Origin of the sequence: Bacillus sp. FSL P2-0099, from assembly GCF_038007445.1 — a bacterium.
GTDB lineage: Bacteria > Bacillota > Bacilli > Bacillales > Bacillaceae_G > Bacillus_A > Bacillus_A mycoides.
In genome coordinates, this window is sequence record NZ_JBBOXE010000001.1 from 4,114,546 (window position 1) to 4,139,572 (window position 25,027).

The 25,027-nt window shown below is 35.7% G+C and carries 30 protein-coding genes and 1 pseudogene; 6 read left to right on the forward strand and 25 right to left on the reverse strand.

Going from position 1 to position 25,027, the window contains the following annotated elements; translation table 11 throughout:
* Nucleotides 1-14: 14 nt before the first annotated feature.
* The 7 genes from bfmBAB to MKY90_RS21210 all read right to left on the reverse strand — a co-directional run bounded on the left by bfmBAB (nt 15) and on the right by MKY90_RS21210 (nt 8,961).
* Entirely contained in the window at nt 15-998 is a 984-nt protein-coding gene (bfmBAB, locus tag MKY90_RS21180; RefSeq protein WP_000290070.1) for a 3-methyl-2-oxobutanoate dehydrogenase subunit beta, read from the reverse strand.
* Nucleotides 999-1,011: 13 nt separating this feature from the next.
* Nucleotides 1,012-2,013, reverse strand: coding sequence for a 3-methyl-2-oxobutanoate dehydrogenase subunit alpha (gene bfmBAA / locus MKY90_RS21185; RefSeq protein WP_000852549.1), 1,002 nt, complete (start codon nt 2,011-2,013; stop codon nt 1,012-1,014).
* A gap of 27 nt (nt 2,014-2,040) precedes the next feature.
* Complete coding sequence (lpdA, locus tag MKY90_RS21190; protein WP_002015090.1) at nt 2,041-3,462, reverse strand: dihydrolipoyl dehydrogenase; 1,422 nt, start codon at nt 3,460-3,462, stop codon at nt 2,041-2,043.
* Between the two features lie 4 nt (nt 3,463-3,466).
* The gene (gene buk / locus MKY90_RS21195) at nt 3,467-4,570 is read right to left on the reverse strand and encodes a butyrate kinase (RefSeq protein ID WP_002088555.1); all 1,104 of its coding nucleotides are present in this window, start codon (nt 4,568-4,570) and stop codon (nt 3,467-3,469) included.
* An 87-nt stretch (nt 4,571-4,657) separates the two neighbouring features.
* Nucleotides 4,658-5,758: a leucine dehydrogenase gene (locus MKY90_RS21200; RefSeq protein WP_002015088.1), complete on the reverse strand. Its 1,101-nt coding sequence runs from the start codon at nt 5,756-5,758 to the stop codon at nt 4,658-4,660.
* 35 nt (nt 5,759-5,793) lie between these two features.
* A complete protein-coding gene (gene yqiS / locus MKY90_RS21205; protein ID WP_002033959.1) occupies nt 5,794-6,693 on the reverse strand; it encodes a phosphate butyryltransferase in 900 nt (299 codons plus the stop codon).
* Nucleotides 6,694-6,888: 195 nt separating this feature from the next.
* Complete coding sequence (locus MKY90_RS21210; RefSeq protein WP_002167695.1) at nt 6,889-8,961, reverse strand: sigma 54-interacting transcriptional regulator; 2,073 nt, start codon at nt 8,959-8,961, stop codon at nt 6,889-6,891.
* Between the two features lie 137 nt (nt 8,962-9,098).
* On the opposite strand from MKY90_RS21210, the gene MKY90_RS21215 reads away from it, so the two are divergent.
* A complete protein-coding gene (locus tag MKY90_RS21215) occupies nt 9,099-9,332 on the forward strand; it encodes a DUF2627 domain-containing protein (RefSeq protein ID WP_001190193.1) in 234 nt (77 codons plus the stop codon).
* Between the two features lie 51 nt (nt 9,333-9,383).
* Here MKY90_RS21215 and MKY90_RS21220 read toward each other — a convergent pair whose 3' ends face one another.
* Nucleotides 9,384-10,112 (reverse strand): glycerophosphodiester phosphodiesterase, encoded by a 729-nt coding sequence (locus MKY90_RS21220; RefSeq protein ID WP_078184420.1) that lies wholly within the window; start codon nt 10,110-10,112, stop codon nt 9,384-9,386.
* A 50-nt stretch (nt 10,113-10,162) separates the two neighbouring features.
* On the opposite strand from MKY90_RS21220, the gene MKY90_RS21225 reads away from it, so the two are divergent.
* On the forward strand, nt 10,163-10,309 hold the full coding sequence (locus MKY90_RS21225; RefSeq protein ID WP_001247671.1) for a YycC family protein: 147 nt from the start codon (nt 10,163-10,165) through the stop codon (nt 10,307-10,309).
* A gap of 240 nt (nt 10,310-10,549) precedes the next feature.
* On the opposite strand, the gene MKY90_RS21230 is transcribed toward MKY90_RS21225, so the two are convergent.
* The 8 genes and pseudogenes from MKY90_RS21230 to MKY90_RS21265 form a co-directional block, all read right to left on the reverse strand.
* A complete protein-coding gene (locus MKY90_RS21230; RefSeq protein ID WP_215599354.1) occupies nt 10,550-11,113 on the reverse strand; it encodes a PRK06770 family protein in 564 nt (187 codons plus the stop codon).
* A 297-nt stretch (nt 11,114-11,410) separates the two neighbouring features.
* Nucleotides 11,411-11,509, reverse strand: a pseudogene (locus tag MKY90_RS21235) (sporulation initiation factor Spo0A C-terminal domain-containing protein); the annotation flags it as partial.
* Nucleotides 11,510-11,747: 238 nt separating this feature from the next.
* Complete coding sequence (locus MKY90_RS21240) at nt 11,748-11,897, reverse strand: hypothetical protein (RefSeq protein ID WP_000339152.1); 150 nt, start codon at nt 11,895-11,897, stop codon at nt 11,748-11,750.
* Between the two features lie 35 nt (nt 11,898-11,932).
* A complete protein-coding gene (locus MKY90_RS21245) occupies nt 11,933-12,502 on the reverse strand; it encodes an imm11 family protein (protein ID WP_000708204.1) in 570 nt (189 codons plus the stop codon).
* Nucleotides 12,503-12,765: 263 nt separating this feature from the next.
* A complete protein-coding gene (locus tag MKY90_RS21250; RefSeq protein ID WP_000459259.1) occupies nt 12,766-13,224 on the reverse strand; it encodes an SMI1/KNR4 family protein in 459 nt (152 codons plus the stop codon).
* A 19-nt stretch (nt 13,225-13,243) separates the two neighbouring features.
* Complete coding sequence (locus tag MKY90_RS21255; protein ID WP_000265781.1) at nt 13,244-13,696, reverse strand: YrhA family protein; 453 nt, start codon at nt 13,694-13,696, stop codon at nt 13,244-13,246.
* A 30-nt stretch (nt 13,697-13,726) separates the two neighbouring features.
* Nucleotides 13,727-14,296: an imm11 family protein gene (locus MKY90_RS21260; RefSeq protein ID WP_000707095.1), complete on the reverse strand. Its 570-nt coding sequence runs from the start codon at nt 14,294-14,296 to the stop codon at nt 13,727-13,729.
* Nucleotides 14,297-14,330: 34 nt separating this feature from the next.
* The gene (locus tag MKY90_RS21265) at nt 14,331-15,626 is read right to left on the reverse strand and encodes a WXG100 family type VII secretion target (protein WP_097810843.1); all 1,296 of its coding nucleotides are present in this window, start codon (nt 15,624-15,626) and stop codon (nt 14,331-14,333) included.
* A 220-nt stretch (nt 15,627-15,846) separates the two neighbouring features.
* Here MKY90_RS21265 and MKY90_RS21270 point away from each other — a divergent pair, with 220 nt between their 5' ends.
* The gene (locus MKY90_RS21270; RefSeq protein WP_341092482.1) at nt 15,847-16,941 is read left to right on the forward strand and encodes a response regulator aspartate phosphatase; all 1,095 of its coding nucleotides are present in this window, start codon (nt 15,847-15,849) and stop codon (nt 16,939-16,941) included.
* Nucleotides 16,941-17,195: a hypothetical protein gene (locus MKY90_RS21275; protein WP_341092484.1), complete on the forward strand. Its 255-nt coding sequence runs from the start codon at nt 16,941-16,943 to the stop codon at nt 17,193-17,195. The genes MKY90_RS21270 and MKY90_RS21275 overlap by 1 nt, the downstream gene beginning before the upstream one ends.
* Before the next feature lie 423 nt (nt 17,196-17,618).
* Here MKY90_RS21275 and MKY90_RS21280 read toward each other — a convergent pair whose 3' ends face one another.
* Nucleotides 17,619-17,795, reverse strand: coding sequence for a hypothetical protein (locus tag MKY90_RS21280; protein ID WP_341092485.1), 177 nt, complete (start codon nt 17,793-17,795; stop codon nt 17,619-17,621).
* 17 nt (nt 17,796-17,812) lie between these two features.
* Nucleotides 17,813-18,148 (reverse strand): hypothetical protein, encoded by a 336-nt coding sequence (locus MKY90_RS21285; RefSeq protein WP_341092487.1) that lies wholly within the window; start codon nt 18,146-18,148, stop codon nt 17,813-17,815.
* Nucleotides 18,149-19,333: 1,185 nt separating this feature from the next.
* Here MKY90_RS21285 and MKY90_RS21290 point away from each other — a divergent pair.
* A complete protein-coding gene (locus tag MKY90_RS21290; RefSeq protein WP_341092489.1) occupies nt 19,334-19,501 on the forward strand; it encodes a hypothetical protein in 168 nt (55 codons plus the stop codon).
* Nucleotides 19,502-19,751: 250 nt separating this feature from the next.
* The gene (locus tag MKY90_RS21295) at nt 19,752-20,345 is read left to right on the forward strand and encodes a recombinase family protein (RefSeq protein WP_341092492.1); all 594 of its coding nucleotides are present in this window, start codon (nt 19,752-19,754) and stop codon (nt 20,343-20,345) included.
* 300 nt (nt 20,346-20,645) lie between these two features.
* On the opposite strand, the gene MKY90_RS21300 is transcribed toward MKY90_RS21295, so the two are convergent.
* The 7 genes from MKY90_RS21300 to MKY90_RS21330 form a co-directional block, all read right to left on the reverse strand.
* Entirely contained in the window at nt 20,646-21,005 is a 360-nt protein-coding gene (locus tag MKY90_RS21300; protein ID WP_341092493.1) for a hypothetical protein, read from the reverse strand.
* Between the two features lie 358 nt (nt 21,006-21,363).
* On the reverse strand, nt 21,364-21,834 hold the full coding sequence (locus MKY90_RS21305; RefSeq protein ID WP_341092495.1) for a helix-turn-helix domain-containing protein: 471 nt from the start codon (nt 21,832-21,834) through the stop codon (nt 21,364-21,366).
* A 143-nt stretch (nt 21,835-21,977) separates the two neighbouring features.
* On the reverse strand, nt 21,978-22,232 hold the full coding sequence (locus MKY90_RS21310; RefSeq protein WP_341092496.1) for a hypothetical protein: 255 nt from the start codon (nt 22,230-22,232) through the stop codon (nt 21,978-21,980).
* A gap of 2 nt (nt 22,233-22,234) precedes the next feature.
* On the reverse strand, nt 22,235-22,918 hold the full coding sequence (locus MKY90_RS21315) for a metalloendopeptidase (RefSeq protein WP_341092498.1): 684 nt from the start codon (nt 22,916-22,918) through the stop codon (nt 22,235-22,237).
* Nucleotides 22,902-23,135 carry a hypothetical protein gene (locus MKY90_RS21320; RefSeq protein WP_341092500.1) on the reverse strand — a complete coding sequence of 78 codons (234 nt, stop codon included), beginning with the start codon at nt 23,133-23,135 and terminating at the stop codon, nt 22,902-22,904. The genes MKY90_RS21315 and MKY90_RS21320 overlap by 17 nt, the downstream gene beginning before the upstream one ends.
* Complete coding sequence (locus tag MKY90_RS21325) at nt 23,132-23,419, reverse strand: helix-turn-helix domain-containing protein (RefSeq protein WP_341092503.1); 288 nt, start codon at nt 23,417-23,419, stop codon at nt 23,132-23,134. Before MKY90_RS21325 ends, MKY90_RS21320 begins: the two co-directional genes overlap by 4 nt.
* 451 nt (nt 23,420-23,870) lie before the next feature.
* Complete coding sequence (locus MKY90_RS21330; RefSeq protein WP_341092505.1) at nt 23,871-24,278, reverse strand: GIY-YIG nuclease family protein; 408 nt, start codon at nt 24,276-24,278, stop codon at nt 23,871-23,873.
* Nucleotides 24,279-25,027: the final 749 nt, after the last annotated feature.

The window sequence follows — 25,027 nt, forward strand, 5'->3', positions numbered from 1 at the left end:
TATAGTCCCCCCGATTAAAATTCCGCAAGTTCACGCATTGCTTTTTCAACTTTATCTGGATTTACCATAAAGAATTTTTCCATTGTTGGTGCATATGGCATTGCTGGAACGTCTGGACCTGCAAGACGTGCGATTGGCGCATCTAAATCAAACAGACAGTTTTCAGCAATAATTGCTGCCACTTCACTTATAATACTTCCTTCTTTATTGTCTTCTGTTACAAGAAGAACTTTACCTGTTTTAGAAGCCGCTTCAATAATCGCTTCTTTATCTAACGGATATACCGTTCTTAAATCAAGAATGTGTGCAGAGATTCCATCTTGTGCTAACTTCTCAGCTGCTTGAAGAGCAAAGTGAACACATAATCCGTAAGTGATAACAGTAATATCATCACCTTCGCGTTTTACATCTGCTTTTCCGATTGGTAATACATAGTCATCTTCTGGCACTTCACCTTTAATTAAGCGATATGCACGCTTATGCTCAAAGAATAATACTGGATCTTCATCACGAATTGCAGCTTTTAATAAGCCTTTTGCATCATATGGTGTAGAAGGAATAACAATTTTTAAACCTGGTTGGTTCGCAAACATCGCTTCCACAGATTGTGAATGATACAATGCACCGTGAACACCGCCGCCAAATGGCGCACGAATTGTAACTGGACAAGTCCAATCGTTATTAGAACGATAACGAATTTTTGCTGCCTCAGAAACAATTTGGTTTACTGCTGGCATGATGAAATCAGCAAACTGCATTTCAGCGATTGGACGCATACCATACATTGCCGCACCAATTGCTACCCCAGCAATTGCAGATTCTGCAAGCGGTGCATCAAGCGCACGATCTTCACCAAATTGATCATATAATCCGTGTGTCGCTTTAAATACGCCACCTTTTTTACCAACATCTTCACCTAAAACAAATACTTTCTCATCGCGTTCCATTTCTTCGCGCATTGCTAATGTAATAGCATCAATATAAGACATTACAGCCATGAAACGTTCCCCCCTATTCTGCGTATACGTGCTTCAATGCATCTTCAGGTGCTGCATACGGAGCATTTTCTGCATATTCTGTTGCTTCATTTACGATATGCATAATTTCGTCTAACATTTGTTTTTCAAATTCCTCAGTTAACACGCCAGCTTCTTTTAAATAAGCTGCAAATGTTATAATTGAATCTTTTTTCTTTGCTTCTTCTACTTCTTCTTTATCACGATAAACACGATCATCGTCGTCACTAGAATGTGCTGTTAAACGATATGATACTGTTTCAATTAAAGTTGGGCCTTCACCACGACGGCCGCGGTCTGCTGCCTCTTTTACAGCTTTATATACTGCAAGCGGATCGTTTCCGTCTATTGTATATCCAGGCATACCGTAACCAATTGCACGGTCTGATACGTTTTTACATGCTAATTGTTTTTCAACTGGAATAGAGATTGCATATTTGTTATTTTCACACATGAAAATAACAGGTAGTTTGTGTACACCAGCAAAGTTTGCTCCTTCATGGAAGTCACCTTGGTTTGAAGAGCCTTCTCCGAATGTAACGAACGTTACTAAATCTTTCTTCTCCATTTTTCCAGCTAGTGCAATACCAACTGCATGTGGTACTTGCGTTGTTACTGGTGATGATCCTGTAACAATACGATTTTTCTTTTGACCGAAGTGACCAGGCATTTGACGACCACCAGAGTTTGGATCTCCAGCTTTTGCGAAAGCAGACAACATAAGCTCTTTAGCTGTCATACCAAACGCTAGTACAACACCCATATCACGGTAGTATGGTAATGCATAATCTTTCTCTCTATCAAGAGCGAATGCCGCTCCAACTTGTGCAGCCTCTTGTCCTTGACAAGAAATTACGAATGGAATTTTACCTGCACGGTTTAATAACCACATACGTTCGTCAATTTTACGTGCAAGTAACATCGTACGGAACATTTCTAATACTTGCTCATCACTTAAGCCAAGCTCTTCATGGCGCTTTTCTTTTACTTCTGCCATTTTTCATAACCTCCTAAATCCACATTTTTATGCGTGTAACGCTCTTCCATCTACAGCAAGTGCAGCTTCACCAATCGCCTCAGATAATGATGGATGCGGATGAATTGTATGTGCTACTTCCCAAGGTGTTGCATCAAGTACTCTTGCAAGACCAGCTTCAGAAATCATATCTGTTACATGTGGTCCGATCATATGAACACCGAGAATGTCATTTGTTTCTTCATCAACTACAAGTTTTACAAAACCGTCTGATTCTCCGTATACAAGTGCCTTTCCGATTGCACGGAATGAGAATTTACCGACTTTTAACTTATAGCCTTTTTCTTTTGCTTCTTGTTCTGTTAAGCCGACAGAAGCAACTTCTGGACTACTATATACGCATTTTGATACCATAGAATAATCAATTGGTGCAACTTCTTTACCAGCGATATGTTCTACTGCAACAATTCCTTCATGAGAAGCAACGTGAGCAAGTTGCAAGCCACCGATTACATCTCCAATTGCGTAAATATGAGATTCCTTCGTTTGATAAAACTCATTTGTTTGAATGTATCCTTTTTCCACAACAATATCTGTGTTCTCTAAGCCCATATTTTGCGTATTCGCTTGTCTTCCTACAGATACAAGCATTTTTTCTGCTTTAAATGCTTTGTTCTCACCGTTATGTTCAGCTTGAATTGTTACTCCATTATCTTTTACCAATGTTTCTGGTAATACTTTTGCACCAGTTACCACTTTAATACCTTTTTTCTTGAATAGACGTTGCATTTCTTTTGAAACGTCATTATCTTCTAGTGGTAATATGTTTTTCGCATATTCTAATACAGTAACTTCTACACCGAAGTCAGCAAGCATAGATGCCCACTCAATACCAATTACACCGCCACCAACGATAATGATTGAGCTAGGAAGCGTTTCCATTTTTAGGGCATGATCCGAAGACATTACATACTCTCCGTCTAACTCTAATCCTGGTAATGAATTTGGACGAGAACCTGTTGCAACAAGTACATTTTTTGGAATTAACATTTCATTCTCTTCTCCACTTGCAAGTTCAACTGAAATTGTACCTGGCATTGGAGAGAAAATAGATGGGCCAAGAATACGGCCAATACCTTCAAACACATCAATTTTACCTTGTTTCATTAAATGCTGAACGCCTTTATGAAGCTGCGTTACAATCTTCTCTTTACGCTCTTGTACTTTAGCAAAGTTTAGTTCTACATTACTTGCAATAACTCCGAACTCTTCTCCTTTTTTAGCAGTTGCGTATACTTCCGCACTACGTAAAAGAGCTTTACTAGGAATACATCCTTTGTGTAAACAAGTACCACCAAGATTTTCTTTTTCAACAAGTGCAGTTTTTAACCCTAGTTGTGATGCACGAATAGCAGCAACATATCCACCAGTACCGCCGCCAACGATGACTAAATCATATTCTCTTGCCATTATCTCAACCCCTAGCTACTGTTTGTTTTTCTCGTACAATATATTCTTTTGGAGCTTCTTCTTCACGTAATACACGAAGTGCTCCTTCTGCTAACGCTTGTAATTCATCTTCTCCTGGATGTACGATAACATCTGCAATCCAGTGAACACGTTCTTTTATTTCATCGACAAGAATTTTACTGTACGCAAGTCCACCAGTTAATACGATTGCATCGATTTTCCCGTGAAGTACAGCACTAGCTCCGCCAATCTCTTTTGCAACTTGATACGCCATTGCTTTATAAATAAGAGTTGCTTCAGGATCACCTTTTTCAACCATTTGTTCTACTTTAATTGCATCGTTTGTACCGATAAGACTTACAAGTCCACCTTGTCCGACAAGTTTTTTAACCATTTCGTCTCGGTAATACTCACCAGAAAAACACATTTCAACTAATTGTCCTACTGGTACTGTACCAGCACGCTCTGGACTAAATGGTCCTTCTCCGTTTAAGCCATTATTCACATCGATAACTTTTCCTTTTTTATGAGCACCAACTGTAATACCACCGCCCATATGTGTAACTAATAAATTTAAATCCTCATATTTGTGATTTAATTCATCTGCCACTTTACGAGCAACTGCTTTTTGATTTAATGCATGGAAGATACTTTTGCGTTCCATACCAGCAATACCACTTATACGAGCAATTGGCTCCATCTCATCTACAACGACAGGATCCACAATGAATGCAGGAATGTTTAATCCAGAAGCAATTTCATATGCTAAAATGCCTCCAAGGTTTGAAGCGTGATGACCACTAAACCCATTTTTTAAATCTTCTAACATCGCATCGTTTACTGTATACGTACCGCCTTCGATTGGACGAAGTAATCCACCACGCCCACAAACAGCGTTTAATTTTGAAATGTTAATACCATGAGAATGTAGAACTTCTAAAATCGTTTCTTTACGAAACTCATATTGGTCGATAATTCGCTTATATTTTCCAATCTGTTCTACGTCATGACGAATAGTTTCTTCTAGAACGGGTCTTTCATTATCAAAAACACCAATCTTTGTGGATGTACTACCTGGGTTAATAACAAGAATTCGATTTACAGACAATGTTGCTACCTCCACTAATAAATTTAAAAGGAAGTGGAAACCTCATAAGAGGTAACCACACCTTTTGTAAAAGTTATATATGAATGATTAGCGACGGCTAATAATGTCGTGACCGTTGCGTAAGTATGTGCTACGAGAGTTTTTCAAGCTTGCAATGCGCTCTTCAGCTAGACGATCTGCTGCTACATAAGTTGCTATGCCATCGCGCTTTGAAATTTCGATTACTTTTGCAATTGTGTCATAAATAGACTCAACACGTTTTAATGCACGTTCTCTATTGTATCCATATAATTCGTCTGCTACGTTAATTACGCCACCTGCATTAATAACATAGTCTGGTGCGTATACAATACCCATTTCATGAATAAGGTCGCCATGACGATCTTCTTTTAATTGGTTATTTGCAGAACCAGCGATTACTTTTGCTTTAAGTTGTGGAATAGTTTCATCATTAACTGTTGCGCCTAATGCACATGGTGCGTAAATATCACATTCAACACCGTAAATTTCATTTGGCTCAACTGCTGTTGCACCGAATTCTTCTACTGCACGTTGTACAGCTTCTTTATTAATATCTGTAACGATTAATTTTGCTCCTTCAGCGTGTAAATGTTTGCATAGGTGATACGCTACGTTACCAACACCTTGAATAGAAATTACTCTTCCTTCTAGGTTATCTGTACCAAATGCTTCTTTTGCAGCTGCTTTCATACCACGGTAAACACCGTATGCAGTTACTGGAGATGGGTTACCAGAAGAACCGAATGATGGTGAAATCCCTGTTACAAAATCAGTTTCCTCATGGATAATATCCATATCATCTACTGTTGTACCAACATCTTCAGCTGTAATGTAACGTCCGTTTAGTCCTTGAATGTAGCGTCCTAATGCACGGAACATCGCTTCGCTTTTATCTTTACGTGGATCACCGATAATTACTGTTTTTGCACCACCTAAGTTTAAACCAGCTGCTGCATTTTTGTATGTCATCCCTTTTGCAAGACGCAATGCATCTTCAATCGCCGCTTCTTCAGAATCATATGTCCACATTCTTGTTCCACCAAGAGCTGGTCCAAGTGTTGTATCATGGATTGCAATGATTGCTTTTAAACCAGATTCTTTATCTTGACAAAATACCACTTGCTCATAATCATATTTTTCTAAGTATTCGAAGATTTCTAATGTCATTGTCGTTTCCCCCTAATTGTTTTACCCTATTTGGTTTATTTTGAAGCAGTCGCAACTGCCAATGCTAATGAATATACTTTTGTTTCTGCTGAATCAGCACGTGATGTTAAAACAATCGGTGCTTTAGCGCCAGCAATCATCGCTCCTACCTTTGCATTTGCAAAATAGACGAGTGATTTATATAGCACATTTCCAGCTTCAATCGTTGGGACGAGTAAAATGTCTGCCTTACCTGCTACATCACTTACTATGCCTTTATGTTCTGCTGCAATTTGTGATACTGCATTATCTAAAGCAAGTGGTCCATCAACGACACAATTTTTAATTTGTCCGCGGCGATTCATTTGAGTTAACATCGCTGCATCAATTGTCGCTTGCATCGCAGGATTAACAACCTCTACCGCTGCAATTGGCGCTACCTTTGGCAAATCAATTCCTATTGCCTGGGCAACTTCTACAGTATTTTGTATAATAGCAGCTTTTTGTGTTACATCAGGTGCAATGTTCATCGCTGCGTCTGTAACAAAAATAAGACGATCGTAATTTGGAACTTCAAACGCTGCAACATGTGAAAGCACACTGCCCTTACGAAGTCCCCACTCTTTATTTAATACAGCTTTCAAAATATTTGCTGTTGGGATGTTCCCCTTCATTAGCACATCTGCTTCGCCATTGCTTACAGATTTAACAGAAAGTTCTGCAGCCTCAGCACTTGACGCTGCTGCAATCACTTCAATATGTTCTGAAGTTTGTAACCCATGCTCTTGTAGCATCCCTATTATTTTCTCTTGATTTCCATATAGACGAAATTGAGCTAGCTGTAACTTGATTGCTTTCGCTACAGCTTCAATTACTTCATGATCTTCAGCTACTGCTACAGCCACAGTTTTTTTAGGCTGTCCTGCTGCTTGATCAATTAAGTGTTCTAACTTCATATTTTGTAATCAACCCTTTCCGTCGTCCCTCGTCTATTCATTAAGCAAATACCGTGCCAACTTTCAAAAGTGGTCTTACCAATAATGAAAACGCATTCAAAATGCAGTAAAATCAATACTTTGGAAAACAACGAAATATTCTGTCTCGTTTTGTCGCTTTTTGTATACCACGCAATAAATTGCACGGTACGCAATTTATTGCGTGCTATTTTTTGCACAGTCATACTTTTCTAGCTTGTAATATAAGTTTCGAACTGAAATTCCTAACGCTTTTGCAGTCTTCGTTTTGTTCCCATCAAATTTCTCTAAATATTCACGGATAATATTCCCCTCAAATTCTGTCACTAGGTGTTCAAGGGCCTTCTCTTCTAATTCAGGTAATAAATTATTTTGTTTCGTCTCTACTTGTTCTTCTTTATGTAAAGGCGGTAAATGATGTACATCAATATATATTTCGTTATAATTCATAAAGATAATAGCTCGTCCTAAAATATTTTCAAGTTCCCTAACATTCCCTGGCCATTCATATGATTGTAAATACGAAACGGCTGAATCGGTGAGTCCTTCTACATTACGACCATAATCTTGATTAATTTTTTGAATTAACCTTTCTGCAATCGCTGGTATATCTCCTTTACGCTGACGAAGGGAAGGAATTTGAATCGGGATTTTATTTAAACGATAATATAAGTCCTCTCTGAACTCTCCTTCTAGAATACCCTTTTCTAAATTCACATGTGTTGCTGCAATTACCCGGACATTAATAGGTATCGCTTTCGTTCCCCCTACTTTCACAATTTCTTTTTCTTGTAGCACACGAAGGAGCTTCGCTTGCGTATTTGCAGATAACTCTCCGATTTCATCTAAAAAAACACTTCCATTATTCGCTTCTTCAAAGAATCCTCGTTTCCCGCCTCTTTTCGCTCCAGAAAACGCGCCTTCCTCATAACCGAATAATTCACTTTCTAATAAGGTCTCAGAAATAGCAGCACAGTTTACTCGTACAAACTTATTGTATTTTCGATTACTACTGTTATGAATAGCGTGTGCAAATAACTCTTTCCCCGTACCAGATTCCCCTCTAAGCAATACTGTTGCCGGTGTATTCGCTCCAAGTTTTGCTTGTTCAATAGCTGCCGTCGTTTCATCTGAATCACCAACAATATCATCAAATGAATATTTTGCTTCTAACGTTCGAATAATTTGTCTTGCCCTATTCAATTCATTTGTTAACTTTTGAATTTCTGATACATCGCGAATTACCCCGACGCTCCCTTTCAATATTCCATCGACAATAACCGGTGCTACGTTTACAATTACATCTCGCTTTTTTTGCCCAATCTTCATATGTATTCCTCGTACCGCTCGGCGCGTCCGAAGTACTTTCATATGCATACTTTCACCTTCCACAATATCAGTTGTCGCCGGCTTCCCAATAATTTCTTCTTCAGTCAAACCCGTTAACTTCGTATAAGCAGGGTTTATAACTAGTCCTCTTCCTTTCTCATCAACAACCGAAATTGCTTCCTCAGATGAGTTAATAATCGCCTCAAGTAGCGTTTGAATTTCTTTTAAGTCTGTAACTTCTTCCGCTAAATCTACAACTTCTGTAATGTCTTTAAAAATCGCAAATGCCCCTTGAACCTCCCCACCTTCTTTTAATATCGGAATACGCGTTGTAATAATCTTTTTTTCATTCTCTAACGTCAGTTCATGATTCACTTCTATTTTTTTCGTGCGTATAATACGAAGCAACTTACTCGTTGGAATAACTTCTAAAATATATTTCCCTATTGCTTCCTCTTTTTTATATCCAGTAATACGCTCTGCGCTTTTATTAAACAGACGAACTTGTCCCTCTTGGTCTATAACAATCATACCGTCATGCGTTGAATTTAAAATTAAATTCCCTTGTTGCGTCTGTTCTTCTAGCTTTCCAATTAAGCTTTCCTTCTCATGCGCTAGTCTCGTAACAATTTTTGCAATATCCCCTGGTATAAGAAGGGTGTCTTTATGCTTGCTTCCCAATAAAACTTTATGTAAATCATAATCACCTGTCATATCAAACATTACATCAATATGCATAGAAAGAAACGGAGTTACACTATCACCAATCGGAACCCCATATTCCTTTGCGATTTGTAATCCTTTCGCAATTGGATTACTATCAATAACTCCTATAATTTGAAATATATTCGAATTTTGCAACAGACTCAGCAGTGTACTCCCACCTTCACCTGCTCCAACAATTAACACATTTTGTTTCATACATTACACTTCCTCTCGAAGTATCTCTGCAAAATTTTTCACATTCTTATCTTACTCGTTCAGCAACCTCTTGACAAACCCCCATTCCATATAACATCATTAAAATACACAAAATAATCTGAAAAGGAGCGTTATGTATGCAGCGTTACCTCGCTCTATTATTAGCACTCATCCCCATTTCATTAGCCGTGCTTGGTATTAAACTAATGAGAGATACTGTATTTGGGATTTTGTTCTCCCCAATCCCTATATTATGGTTACAATTTTTAATCGGCGCTCTTTGCTTCGCACTCGGGTTTTATATCTTCGGCGGCTTCGTCTTACACAGAGATCGTAAGAGAAATAAAGTACAAGCACGCTTCAGAAGATAAAACAAAGTTTTCACATATCATAAATAAAAAATGAGACCATTATATTAGGTCTCATTTTTTTATCGGTAATAAAGTTCTTGCTGTTTCAGGATAATCAGTAATAATCGCTGATATATTCATATCAAAATATTTACGCATAAGCGTTTCTTCATTTATCGTGTAAGGACGAACCTCCACACCACTTCCCATCGTTAATTCAGCGATAGCATCTTGAAGATAACGATAATTCGGATGTACTGCAGTAGCACCCATCTTTTTTGCATATGCCCACGGGCTATGCAAACCTTCACGATACAAAATAGCTGTTTGAATATCAGGAGCCATCATATGACATCGCTTCATACTGTAGTGATTAAAGGAAGAAAACACAATCCGATCCTCTAGACTAAACTTACGTACAAGTGTTATAACCACTTCTTCTAAACCTCTGTATGGGATTTTATTATTTTTCAGTTCAATATTGAGTAGCAATTTCGTTTTTGCGAGCCATTCTAACACCTCTTCTAGAAGAGGTATTTTGCAAAAACCTACTTTGTCACCGAATTTATAACTCGCATCCAACTTACATAAATCCTCATATAAATAATTTCGAACCGCACCTTTTCCATTTGTTGTCCGATCCACCGTTTCATCATGAATAACGACAACTTTTCCATCTTTCGTGAATTGAACATCGAGTTCAATTCCATCTGCCCCGAAAGCCTCCGCCGCTTCAAATGAAATCATTGTATTTTCCGGATACGTTCCCGCCGCACCACGATGTGCAAATATAAGAGTCATCCTCACTCCCCCAATCTTATGCTATACTATACGAAAAAGGAGGTACTTCTATGAGACCATTACAAATTTCTCCAGACACTGCAGTCCGCCTATCAAAAGCGTTAGGTGTTCCACTTGAACAACTTATGCATATGCCACAGCATATTTTAATCCAAAAGTTAGTTGAATTAGAAAAACAAAATAAAGACGAAGAATAATATAGTCCTGTTTTGCAGGGCTTTTTATTATCATCTATTATATCATGGATGACTTCCCCGCTAAAATCCTTTAACAGATGTACTACGATGCGATTTAGCCTTTACTTCATCATTTAATAATGCATTATATATCTTCTTTTTTGTTACAAGTCATAAAGAAAGCAGAATATTTATTCACAAGTCACCATTGCCCCCTTAAAGCAAGGTAATAAAATAACTAGAAGCCCTTCATATTATTTTTTATTGAATGTGCGGAGTATCCCCTGATTCGTATAGTTCTTTCGCTTTTTCCTCCCCGAATGTAGTTAAAATATAATGTTGCTCTTCTACCGCATCCATCACTCTAGTGGCTTTACAAACATTCCCCTCTTGAGCATCCGAGAAAAAATTGTGATCTTCTACAATTTTACTAAAATCTTTTTTCACCCATCTATCAGCAATTGCTACAAGCTCATTTTTCTTCGCAAAACTACTCTTATTTATGATTTTTTTTAATTTTTCAGCGTTATTTTGAATCATTGGGATGGATCCCGATTTTCGTTCTGCCACTACTTTTTGATGAGTCATGTGATACATCGCTGTAATGACTTCGCTTTCAGTAGAATTTTCAGTAACATACACATCAACAAAGACTCCATCTACCTCTCTACCTACTATCGTTGGGTCTTCTTTTTTATCTATTTGAGCACTCACTTCTTTATCTACTGGATTATCGGCAAGCTCTAACATTCCAAATGTAACTGCAACAGCAAGAACTCCCATAGCTGCTACTATTCCTAGCCAAGTTAATATTTTGTTTTTCATTTTCCTTCTCCCTCTGTATACCTATTTAATTACCTTAAAAAACTCACTTATATGTAATATTACTAAAAACAGGTTTTATTTTCCATAATATCAAACAACCCTTTTTATCTACCCAAATAATTTTGATAAAATCGATATCACTTCTCCCTCTTTTTCTCAACAAAATAAAAAGACCAACGAATTCTAAAATTCATTGGTCATTAAATAAAAGTTTATTGGTTTTAAAATTGATATCGAGTATAAATTTCAAGAATTATTAAGCTCTATTAAAACTTAAATCCCTTACTACTTTTCCTCTCAGCTAGCCTTATGTTCAAGTCTTAGCTTATCCGCAACCATTGCGATGAACTCAGAATTCGTAGGTTTTGCTTTTGACATGGATACAGTATAACCAAAAGCTTTGAACGTTGATATGTAGACGTTTCTAACATTTTCTTTTCGTCCAATAAATACGCTAAATTTCACGCCCTTTATTGGTTTAGTTTTTCCTAATTCATTGGTAACATTACGTTACTCATGTGTATAAGAATATGATACATAACCACAGGGGCAAACGTCAATAAAATTAAATGACATTCGTGTACTATTATTCATTTCATCAACTATCTGGTACGACTTTATCTCAAAATATAAATCAATGTATAGATGATTGACGATTCTTAATCATTTTTTCACATTGTTTATATTTCACCATTACTTCAGCTTGAATCATTTCAAAAATTTCTTTTTCATTTCCCTCATAATTGTCTAACATTCTTAGAATTTCTGAAACCTTTGCGTCCATATTACTAACTCCTGTCAGTTATTTTAGGACTTTTTTTACATGTCCGTTTCTGAATCCCATACCTCTACAAATTCAAAACCTTTTAAATCACTTTCTAACACTGCATTTCTAAATTCATCTGATACGAAAACAGCAGTAGGATGAATCCTCTTATTTACATATACTTTAAAAATCATTTCATTTTGAATAACATTAGAAGTAAATGCAAATTTTTCACAGCCTATTATTAAACCTGAACTTAATTTTTCAAATATTGTATTATTAATATCAAGTGCATCTAATACACATAAAACGTGAATAGCATAGTATTTTTCGTTTGCTTCTTTGTGAATTAGTGGTAAAAATTCAACATTATTTCCTACTAAAGATTCTAATACTGACTTAGCTTTCTCACTAATTATTTGTAAACCCGATTTCCCCCAAAAAATAGGACAATCACTTTGATATCCTTCATCTACAATCTCAATAAATTTAGCTGTCCATGAATCTAATAAACTTACCGTAGAATTAAAATCGTTTTTAAAATATTTCTTGTCCTCTTCATAATCAAATAATTGAAAAGTTTGATAATCATTGGTTAAACTTTTTAATTGCCAAATTTTCATTTTTACTCTCCTTTGCTATTTTTCTAGTATAAATAAGATTACTCTTTCTTCGGTTTATTTAATTTTAATTCACCATTCAATAAACGTTCTCTTAACTGTAGGCTAATTATATATTAAAAAGACTTATGCGTAATTCACATAAGTCTTACTTTTGTTATTCATAATTAATTATTATTCGTCTTCGCAATCACATAAACTAGAAAACAACTCTTAAAAGGATGAACCAATAATGCACCACTCTACAAAAATAGACTTGATATCTATTAAATATAGTAGTCAGGATTTTCATCCATTTTAATTAAAAACTCCTCTAAAGAATCCGCTATTTTTACGTCCTCAGAGTAAATTGGACATTGACCTAATTCATTTTCCTGCTTAAATTTAATTGTTAAAAAACTAAGTTCTGTTACTTCAAAAAACACCAATGATTCTTCATCATCTACATCATCTAGGTTTGGGTTATATTCATAAATATCTTGCCTTAAACGGAAATCTGCAACTGAAAAGGGGTCCATAAATCTGTTAAAAAAGAACTTACTTGATGCCTCTATAAAACCATAACCAATTTCTTTATAAAAATTTTTCAATTCTTTTGGGAACTGCATTTTCAACAAATCTTCTGCTTCTGCTATCTCTTCTTTTGGTAAAGGGTAAAAAAAAGGTGTTTGGTCGGATTTTACACTTTCATTAGCTACAACATACTTTTTCAAAAAATCAAACATAACTTTTGCTACCTCCGTATTAAAGAAGGGCTGTTTTCAATGCTTCTTCAAGCATTGTATTGAAATCATTATATGATTTCATCACTGTACCAGATGGTTTATCAAGTTCTAAGTAAGTACCGTCAGATAAGTTTTTACAAAACCACGCAATACTTGAATCTCCAAAGAAAAGATACTCTTTTTGAAATTCATTTTCATACCAAATCTCATTCGTGTCTATAAATCCACAAATCGGTTCGTTTCTTTCTGTTTCTAGTAAAGAAGGGTCAACTCCATAAATAACTAGTCCACCAAAATCTAAACCGTTTACGTTTTTAAGAAACTCCTCAAATTCAATCGGTAAATCAACATTAAATTTCTCTTTCACGTGTTCTCTTAATCTATGAACTTCAGTATCTGTTGCAGGTGTGTTCAGATTAAAGTTAACACTTTTCAATATATCGTCAATTTCTAAAATCAGATTTTTCCACATATAAAAACCTCTTTCTTTCAGGACTGTCTTTTACATGTTTGCTTCTGAATCCCATACCTCTACAAATTCAAAACCTTTTAAATCACTTTCTAACACTGTATTTTTAAATTCTTCAGATACAAAAACAGCAGTAGGATGAATCCTTTTATTTACATATACTTTAAAAATCATTTCATTTTGAATAACATTAGGAGTAAATGCAAATTTTTCACACCCTATTATTAAACCTGTAATTAGTTTTTTAAAAATTGCTTTATCACTATCAATTGCATCTAATACATTTAAAACATGAACTACATAATATACTTCACCTGTTGTATTATTAATAAGTGGAAGAAACTCAACATTAGCACCTATTAAAGGTTCTAATAATTTTTTCGCTTGTTCGCTAACCATTGGTGCACCAGTTTCTCCCCAAAAATGAGGAAAATCACTATGATTTCCTTCTTCTAGACATTCAATAAATATTTCTCCCCATGAATCTAGTAAAATTGTAGTGGAGTTGAATTTTCCTTCAAAATATTTCTTATCCTTTTTATAATTTAATAGTTGGAAAGACTCATAGTTATCAGATGAACTCTTCAATTCCCAAATTTTCATTTTCCTTCTCCTTTATATTTAATCTATTCATAAATTATTTCGGGCTATTTAATTTTAAGCTGCCATCTAATAAACGTGTTCTTATGTCATGTAAAGCTGCAACAGCGTCTACTTGAGTACCACCATATTCTTTAACTTCTTTTAGTACCTTAGTTACCTCTTTCATATAATCCGTACTATGGTTACCTATATGTAACACTTCAGTAGTCACATATTCATTTACTTTATACGGTAAAAATACTCCATTAGCAGCAGAATCATGGTGTATTCCAAATTCTTTTAATAATTCTTGTGCTTCAATAGCCCTTTTATCATTCCAAGGTGTTAGATGATGTGCTGCATTAGAATATGGGGGTGGTTCAATCCCTGCATCCTTAAGTTCTTCACGTAATACTTTAGATGCTGTATACGAATCGGGATAATCATTTTTTACATCTACTCTATCAAGAACTTTATCCGCATAATCTTTTATTACTTCTTGTACACCTTTAACTCTACTTCTTCCACCAGTTTCGGAAAACATAAATGTATCACGGGCTTCTTGTAAAGCTTCAAAAGTTTTTATCTGATTGCTACCAAAGCCACTAGTACCTGCAAATGCAAAACGGTCTTTCAATGGTAATTGATTCGAAACAGACGAGATACCTTCTGAGAATTTTGTTAGATTCGCACCTTTTGCGAGTGTAGTTACTTTCCCTACTTTACTTATTCCTTTATCCCCAAGCCATCCCAATCCAAGCCCCATAAAAACACTCGTTCCCCATTTTGTACGACTTTCCGCATCACCATGCCAAAAATCATTCATAAATGAATCCGAAACAGCATTCCAAGCAGTAAAGGTTGTCTCTATAGGGTGACCTATAGCATACTTAATGTTTTCTTTCGTTACTGTATCGTCTAGTGAATCAAATCCTTCTACAATCCCCCCAATAACTTGCCCAGAACCCACGTATATACCATCCCAAATCTTTCTAAGCATAGATTTTTCAGAGGGTTTGCCGCACATTGCCCCTTCTTCTACCTTTTCATCTGATAAATTCCCATCAACTAAATTACCGCCATAAAGTTCATCAGCATTACGAAACTTTTCAGCAGCGTGCATTAGTTCTTCTGCAATCTTATCAAATTGCCGAAACACATTAAACATTTGCGGTTTTGTTTCATTAAACATCTGATAAAACCTTTGACTCGTTGCACCATTCCACATTGAAGCTACGTATTCCGTTTGGTTATATAAATCTTTATGTATCTGTTCTAACCTATTTTTAGTTTCAAGAACAAGCTTTGCTGACTGTTCTAGCCGTTCTGGTGTTACTTTTATTTGAACCATATAGCCCTTCCTTCCCTTAATATTCCACACAAAATTATACCATGTGGGCTTGTTTTTCTGTGCCAAATATTCGAATTTACTAAACACAATGAATTAATGAATTTTTCCTTTTAAAATAAAATTTTTAAATAAATGTTGAGAAATATCGAAATTCAATTTCCATTATATTCTATTCTTGTTATCATTTAATGTAAGACTATTCAGAAAAGGAAGGGATTATATGCATGTTCCAGTGAAGGGGAATGAACAAATTACAAAATCACTTAATGACTGGTATCAAGCTATACTACAACATCAAAATATACAAGCAACAAACTTAAAACAAGAAGTTGAAGATAAGCTTTCCAGTATAAAAGAAGACAAGAATTTATTATTATACTATTCATTATTAAACTTTAGATATAAAGTGCTGACAGATGGACTTAATATTACAAAAGATAGCTTTAATGAAATTAACTCCTTTGATATACCTGATAACAGCTTTCTATCCTATTACTATCACTTCTTCAAAGCAATTCACAGCACAACTCTTGCTGACTATAATGAAGCTAAAGAACACTTTGAGAAGGCAGAAAAACTGTTAATGTATTTGCCTGATGAATTAGAGAAAGCAGAATTTAATTATAGGCTGGCATCTTTCTATTACCAAAATTACAAACCCCTACCGTCTATGTTATATGCTAGTAAAGCAAAAGACTTTTTCAGCAAAACTAACTCCTCTGACATTAACATTGCTTTATGCGAAAACGTACAAGGATTAACATGCATTCAGATAAGACAGTTTGAACAGGCAGAAGAATACTTAACTAAAGCTATTGATACTGTTAAAAAGATTGATAGCACGGAACTACTGTTACGTATTAGAAATAATTTAGGCTGGTTATACGCAAATCAAAATCTTTCTGATTTAGCTATTCGTCATTTATCAGCAGTTACTGAACACCTTCCAAACCATTATAAAGCTATGTTCTTACAGGCTAGAGAACATTATAAGTTAGGTGAACGCAACAAGGCTAATACACTAATTAAAAAAGGTCTTGCGGCTTGTACTAAGATAGAAAATAAGGAATACGTGCATCGCTTTAATATCCTGAAGGAAATGAATACTGGTTCTGATTCTCTAACGTTGGAAAGTACTGTTTTAGAAGGAATTTCCTACTTCGAAGCAGAAAATTTAACACGTTGCGTACAAGAATACACGGAAATATTAGCAACTATGTTTTATAAGGAAGAGAACGAGAAGAAAGCAAGTAAGTATTTTTACATGAGTAACGAAGCACGAAAAAAGTATGAAGAAAAAGGGGCGTTAGTGTAATGAATAAACTTAAAGCAGTACTACTATTATCGGTTACGGCATTTGGTTTCTTAGCAATGGCTGAGGGTGACACACCTGCACCACAAAGACCTGACTTAGCGTATAGTCACGGTCATACTGGTGGTTCTCCTGAATATACACATGGAGAAGGTTGGTCTCCATCTTACACACACGGGCAACCTTGGGGTGTAGCTGATGGTAACACTGGTGCACCTGTATATGACCACGGACGACCACCAGCACCGCAAGCATAATGGTTTCATAGTGAAAAGTCATACTACTTGTATGGCTTTTTTATTGTTCCATATTCTATATTTCAATTTAATTAACTTTATCTAAACTTAATTTTCTTTAAATCACTTTATTTCCACTACATAACTGCACTTCATAAATAAAGCCTAATAAAGTATGTACTTTAAAATTAAATACAAATAAAGCAAATTGCATATTTCACTTATACAGCAAGGTCAGTGAATTAAAGTCTATTAAAGTTTAACAATGAGGAATAAAGTATATTAAATCTATTTCAAAAAACAGCTATTCAATGTTTACTCACAATAAATAAAAAATCAACTGCAATTAACAGTCGCCTTTCATTTCTTAGTGTAAACCTTTTGCAGTTAAATTTTTGACTTCTTTCATAAGGTCTAATGGTACTTTACCTTTTTTGACGGCTTCTATACCAATTTGAATATCATATTCTTGCTACATAAAAACATTCTTACACCAATAGCAGCACCTTTAAATATCTTTATTTCATATTCATTATCTGCCCTATACATTAATTCTTCATTTTCTAAGAGGTTAACTATACCTATGTTAAATACTTCCCTCATAGTTAAATTTCTTACCATATTATTTAATCCTCTTTTTAAAGAATTTCTGCATAATAATAGTTTTCTTTTTCAATGCAACCAAACTCCACTTTTTCAGGAAACATTGAAACATTTAATTCTTTCGCCATCATAAGTGAACTAGTAGCCCATTCTACATATTGTTGAGGAAGTCTATACGCTACCGCTTGTCCTTTCTCTTTTACCGTAACAATAGGTGTGTTCATTCCTAACATACCGACAGACAATATCTCATAAATAGCACCTTGTTCTCTATCATTCTTAATTTTTGGTATTGATAGAATTTCATGCTTGTTAACATCACTATAAATTTTCGCCCCTTGTTTGTTAACCATATAATCCTTAGTAGTCATAATATATCTCCCACCCTTTCATTGTAGTTACAAATTTATTATACAATATTCCCCAGTTTATTATTTTGAATATTTAGTAGCTGTGTACGTACTTCCCTTGCAATTAACTATCCTGTAACAGCATTGCTACACGTAGTACTGCACGGCGTGGGAATAATTGAATGTTACTATTTGAGAACATAAATTCTTCACCATTTTCGAATGTAACAAAGAACTTTCCTTTTTCCGTTTCTAGGTTTACAGCGTGTAAGTCTATTAATTTTTATCATGAGTTAGGTTCTCCAATGTTACTACAAACGAAAAAAAACGTGCCCTGTAAGAGAACATCCCTCTTACAGGAAACACGTTAAAAAATTAATTATCACATTGTTAGTGTACTTTCATCATATATGTAATTAGTCATCTCTACCACTGGTAATAATTTGGTCATTTTTAGGATGTCCCTATTGTTACAAAAAGTTATGAAAACCGTTGTGTAATTTTTTGAAAAGGTTTTTCTAAAATGAAAATTGTAATTTCATGGATACCCCTTATCCTATCGTGTAGAGTTTTGCGGTTCCTTGCTGAATTATAGTACAAACTTTAGGGAAGCTGGTAAAAGCTTGCTTAATATTGTTAAAATGCATTATGCGACTTACACATTTATGTAAAGGAAGACAGTTGAGAACGGCACAGCAAAGCCATTACAAAGACATATGACACCCGAGGTTTCCCAGCCCCCATCGCAAATTTTTTAAGCACTTACAAGCAAGGCAAATTAAGGTGTTGGTAAACCACCCTTCCCTTAAAATGGCATAAAAATAGACGTACAGCCATTCCAGTTCTGCCATACGCCTTTACATATTATTATGCCGATAGGACTGTTTTAGATTTAACGGCATTGAAACATAACTTCGCTAAAAGAAGTAGTTACTTTTAGTATACGTATTTTCTTAAATATTCACTAGTCCGAGTTTAGAAAAGTGGTGTAGGAATGTTTAAAGTACTAGACCCAGCCCTAGACCCTCTACCTTCCCCCTATGTACCCCTTCAGGGAAAAAAGAATGCGTGAATGTGTGCCATTATGACAAGGTGCATTGTGATAGTTAGTTATGATAGTGAGTCAAGCCGCATTCTTATGCTGTCAGATTGATACTATTAAGTATGAATACATGTGATAGTGTTGTGCTGTGTATGTGTGCATGTATGGTACTGCGTATGCACCTATGCTATGCACTGTATGTGGTACTTTGCCGTATCCGTGTCCTCGCACTAGGTAGATGTAGTACTACTGCTGTGCCATGTGGTGCAGTTGGTAAGCGTGGTGTACATGATATACCTGTGCGTACACCTACTACACAAGGGCATACATGATACCTCACAGACGACTGTATAACGGACTTTATGACGTAGAGTAATATAAAAGGGGAGTAGTTTTATTTTAACAACGCTTTACAGGGCTTTATGGGGCGTTTAAAAAGGGACGCTTGTTACACGACAGGCTAAATAAAAAAGTATCAAAAAACCTACACTTGTTGACACTGATAAGAAACCCCTGTATTATAGGATTCGCAAAGTATCAAAAAGTCGTATCAAATAAAACAATAAAAAGGGGCAAAAAATAATGATTTATGGATATGGACGTGCAAGTACAAATAAGCAGGAATTAGATATTCAAATCAAAGCACTTAAAGAGGCTGGTGCTACGAAGATATATAAAGAAAAGATTAGTGGTGCTAAAGCTAACCGAAAAGAACTTAACAAGCTGTTAGAAGAAATTAAAGCTGGTGACACGCTTGTTGTAACTAAGGCTGACCGCATAGCACGTTCTTTATCTCAATTAGAGAAAATCGTTACTGAATTAACTAATAGGGGTGTAGCAGTACATGTAATCAATATGGGAATGTTTACAGCTGAAACGATGGAGAACCCTATGACAAAGCTATTGTTTCAAGTATTAGGTGCATTTGCTGAATTTGAACGTTCTATGATACTTGAAAGAACTCAGGAAGGCATTAAGGACGCTAGGGAAAAAGGTGTTAGGTTTGGTAGAAAATCTAAGACACATAAAATTGAAGGTGCTTTATTAAGTGCCATTCAGCAAGTTGAAGAAGGGAAAATGTCCCAACCTGAAGGGGCTGAATTTGCAAAGTGTAGTGTTGCTACATTCAAAAGACGATTAAAAGAATACCGAGAACAACAAGGGGTTTCCCACTAATATTTTAGTAACGGGCTTAAACTCGCTTTAAAAAAGTCCAAGGGATAATATTTGTGGGTTATCCCTAATTCCCACAAGGTAAAAAGTGCCCACAAACACATATGTATCAGGGGCTGAAGGGCTATTACTTACCCCAAAAAAGATTTTTCAAACCCACAATTTATTATCCCTACAAGCGGTGTTATTTCACCTGTTTCAGCCACTACAACGTAAATTATCGTCAAGTGTAGTAGTTAGGGAAAGAAAATATTTCTTCGGCTAAACAAACACTTTGTTTGAATAGAAATACCCCCCCCACCGTTAACCAGTAGGGGACATTTCCTTACGTAACTTACTTTTCACCTTCTCTATTTCTGCCAATCTTTTTTTACGCACCTTATCACTTTCACTATTACTATTACTTCCTCCACTGAACATTAAAAAACACTGGTGGTGAAGTTCCTCCGCATTTCCTAGCATATTAACCGCCCTATTATAAAACCCTTTCCCACAAATACGGCACTCATGCGGTACAGCTACTATTACATTAATAGGACGCCCCTCAACTGTAATAAAACCCTCGTATTTATCATTCAATAACTGCTGGTACTCTTCTTTACTAATCGTTTTAAAACTAGCCACTTCGTAACTGCTAATTTTATTTTCATATTCTGTACACATATTAGTCCCCCTATTTACTGCACGCCAAACAGCCTCACTAATGGCAAGGTGCGGCGGCGTAATCTTATCTCTTTTCTTTCTTACTTATCCATAGTATTTCTTTAGATAATATTTCTTTTATTCTTATGATAGTGGAGGGCTTGCCCTCATTCTTATTTGTAAGTCTTTATATTGTAAGTCTTGGTAAGTAAGTCTTTATAAGGTATACATTTTGCACTCCATTTTCATTAAAATTGAACTTATCTCATTACAATTTTTATACAAAGTACTCACATACGTGTGTGATTAATACCTTGTGATTAATAAACTCCCTAAATGCTGTCATATCAACGTTTTAATCAAACTATTAATCACACCACTAAATGGCTTGTAAGTTGTGCTTTTGCATTTCCTTGTAGGCTAGGAAGTCCGCCTTATTTTGTTCCGCTTCTTCCAATTTCTTTGCCTTCTTCTTCTCAAATGCTTCTGCTTCTTTAGGTAACTGCTTGTATAATTCATCTCGTGTTAGCGGCTTGAATACAAAGAAAATTTTCTTGTTTGCATAGTATTTTGCACGCTTTCTTCCTATTAGGTCTACCTTTTCTAACCGTTGTAAGGAGGTGCATACCGTCCCCTTACTCAATCCCGTTGCAATTTCTATCTGCACATTAGTAGGAAATGAGTACCCTATTTCTGTGTTGTGATAAGCCATTAAAGTCATGTACACTATAACGTCACTGGGCTTAATCACTCCCAGCTGTAAGTATGCGTGTAAATCTTTCGGGAAGTGTTCATAATTACCCTCAATGTTTCCTTTTGCTAGTTTCTTCGTTCCTTGAATTGTTTTCATATTAGTTCCTCCTTTTGTTTGTACCCTATTTAAAATCGGTTACATAAAAGTAGTACCAAACGAATAACCAAACGGGACACGTATGTATGTGATTAATAAAAAAAGAAGGCAAACCGCAATGGCTGCCTTCATGTTTTGCATATTTATTGTTGTGGGGTTACTTCTTCATCAGTCTTAAAAAACGTAATACCAGTTGGTTTAGTAGCATGGTTACTGTTATTTAAACCCTGAACAGTCTGCCCTACTTTATTAAAATCAATTGTAGTTCCATTAACCTTGTCCATTGCTTCTTGCTGTAATTGCAACCCTAATGCGACTGTGGCAAGTGGTGACAAGTTTTGTAAAAGGGAAGTATCGCCGCTTCTTATCTTATCTAACACTTCTTTACTGTATTGCATTATTACTCGCCCCCTTCTTGTCCATAGTTACGAATAATGAAGCTGTTACTTTTAACCGTGTTATGTCCATTCGTAGCCTGACTAAAATCATTAGGTGTAATGTTTAGGTATCCCACTTCAAGTGGTGTTTCTGTAGGTACTCTCTTATTCTGAAAGCGGTACGTATCAATAACTACTTCATCACCAGCCAAACAATCATACACATCATTTACAAAGGTTTGCTTTTCAGTTTCCAACATTACATTCACATCAACTACACACTGAAACATATCAGAAAGCCCCACACGTACAGCCTTATTCATTTCCTCATTAAAGGTAGATAACAACTCGTTACGGTCTTTATCAATCGCCTGTGCTACTGCTGGGGAATGTTTTAACCGTGCTTGCGTCTTGTGTTCCTTAGTTTCTTCTAAAAAGAAGTCTAAGCCTTGTAATTGTTCCACTAAGTGGGCTTTTTCGTTTTGAAGATAAACACGTTCGCCAATTTCAAAAGTCACTTCAATATCAGCAAGTACTTTCGTTAATTCTAATTGTTTTTCTATCTTCTGTTCCTCAATACTAGCAGCATATTTTTCAATATCAGCTATATCCTTTTGAAATGCTTGGATAGCTTTCTTTGTATGGCGGTGCGGTTTATATCCTGCAATTACTTTGTTTAGTTCTTCACGATTAATTTGAAATAACATTTATTGTTTCCCCTTTCGTTTGTACCTGCTGTTTCTTAGCAAGCATTACAGCTTGTATAGCTACTTTCGTTTCTTTTATGCTAATGGCTGTTTCCTTTTCAATAGTTCGTAAATGAAATAGCTTATCTAACAGGGCATTTGCTTTGCTGTCCAACTCTTTAGCGTTATAACCCTTAGTTAAAATAGCTGCACATAAGCTTTCTACTTTCTTTGTCATACCTTGTAACCACGTCTACTTTTGATTTCCATAAGTTTTTTATAAGATTCTATTTCATAGCGGTCTATACGATATGCCCTCACCAGTTCACGTACACGGGCGTAAACGTTGGGACTGAAGTCCTCATATTTTCCGTTCTCATAATCACTAATCATTTTCTGTGAAACCCCAAGCTTTTCTGCCACAGAAATTTGTGTAAGGTTTCTACTTAATCGAATGTATTTAAGCATTTGCGGTTTTATTTCAGGCTTATACGGCAAGTTTTTATATTCGTTTCCAATCATCATTAAATCCCCCTTTATAGGTAGTTACATTAGTTTTATTTCTCCTTCTGCTGGTACAAAAAATATCCCCCACATCATAAATGACATAGGGGCTAAGGTAAGAAATGTACACCACAAAAAGGAGAGAGGAAAATAAAAACCGCACACAGTACAGTATGCGGTCTAATAAGTTCCCCTATATTAATGTGTTTGAAATAGGGTACTTTTACAGGTATATTTTAGAATTATTTTTAATTTCAAACTATGTATGACAAGGATTTATGCTTCCCTCTTCGTCAAGTGTATTTTAAACATACTGGAGATTTTCGTCTAACGCATCGCTGTATATTCTAACGTGCTTATCTGGGCAACTACTCATCATTTCTCTACTTTAAAAATTCTTTTGCCTTATATGTCTCTATTTTTCTTTGAACGAACTATATAGAACCAGTCCCACAGTCTTATTATACTGTTAATTTTTCCTCCCATTTTTATATGCTTCAAATGCAGGATTTAAGACAAGCTGCAACAACGTTTCTACTACAAGCCTATCCCTTTCAAATGCCGCCCAATATATATTCATTGTCCCCTCTTTTTCTTGGAAGAATTGTTGCCTGTAACTAGGGATAGAAGCAAATAACTTTTTATAATGTCGTTTAATTCTTTCTTTTACTTTCCCTTGTCCCACATACAATACTTCTCCGTCACTATTTTGAATTACATACACTCCAATAACATTACTAGGTACATTGTCATTTATTATTTTATGTGTTACTTCCTTACATTCCTTCTTAAAATCCACCTGAAACACTGACCATTTAGAAGAACTTAATGGTAAAATCTCCTCAGATACTAAAAGCCGTTCTAGTTTATCCCTCATATTCTTTCTCCTATTTATATTTCTTATATTTAAGACCATTCGTTACTTTGCGTCTTAAATAAAGTACCTTAAATATCATTATCCCGTATACTCTACTCTTTATATAGTACTTAATTCTTTATATTGTTCCTACACTTCATTTGGCTAATTTATTTTAACTTAATTAGTGGAAAATGCTATAAACTTACACTTTTCTTTAATAGTGATATTGACTTTAGATTTTGAGGTTTTTTATCATGCTGAAGCGATGTTAGGAAAATGGCTGGAAGGCAGATTTATCCCCTATGCTGAAAGACTACAAAAAAGTAATCAATCAGAATAGAAGGATAAGCGTCTTTCGGTTCATGCCATGCCTTGCTTAGTCAGTGTTCCGTATGTATAGACCCTATTCGCTTAACAGTTTTCACCGTACACGCCCTTTAACAAGGCTTGTTCCTCACAATATCGCCCCTGTGCGACAAGCTGAACGTGTTCCTTAGTACCGTAGTACTAACGATAACCAACCCGAACCTTTAAGGTAGTTCTCACCTTATCCCCACCGAATGAATAGGAATCCAGCGGGGTGTGCTATCCTTGTAAAAGTATACTAAGTACTTTCCGCACGACCGATAGCAAGCCAATCCGTAATTACCCCAGCGTTATACGTGTCCATAATTACGGGAAACAGTTTTTAGCGTGGTTTACAGGCAATTCCACGTTCGGAATTACCGTACACTGAAGACTCTAATCATCTAAAAAAGGCAATAAGA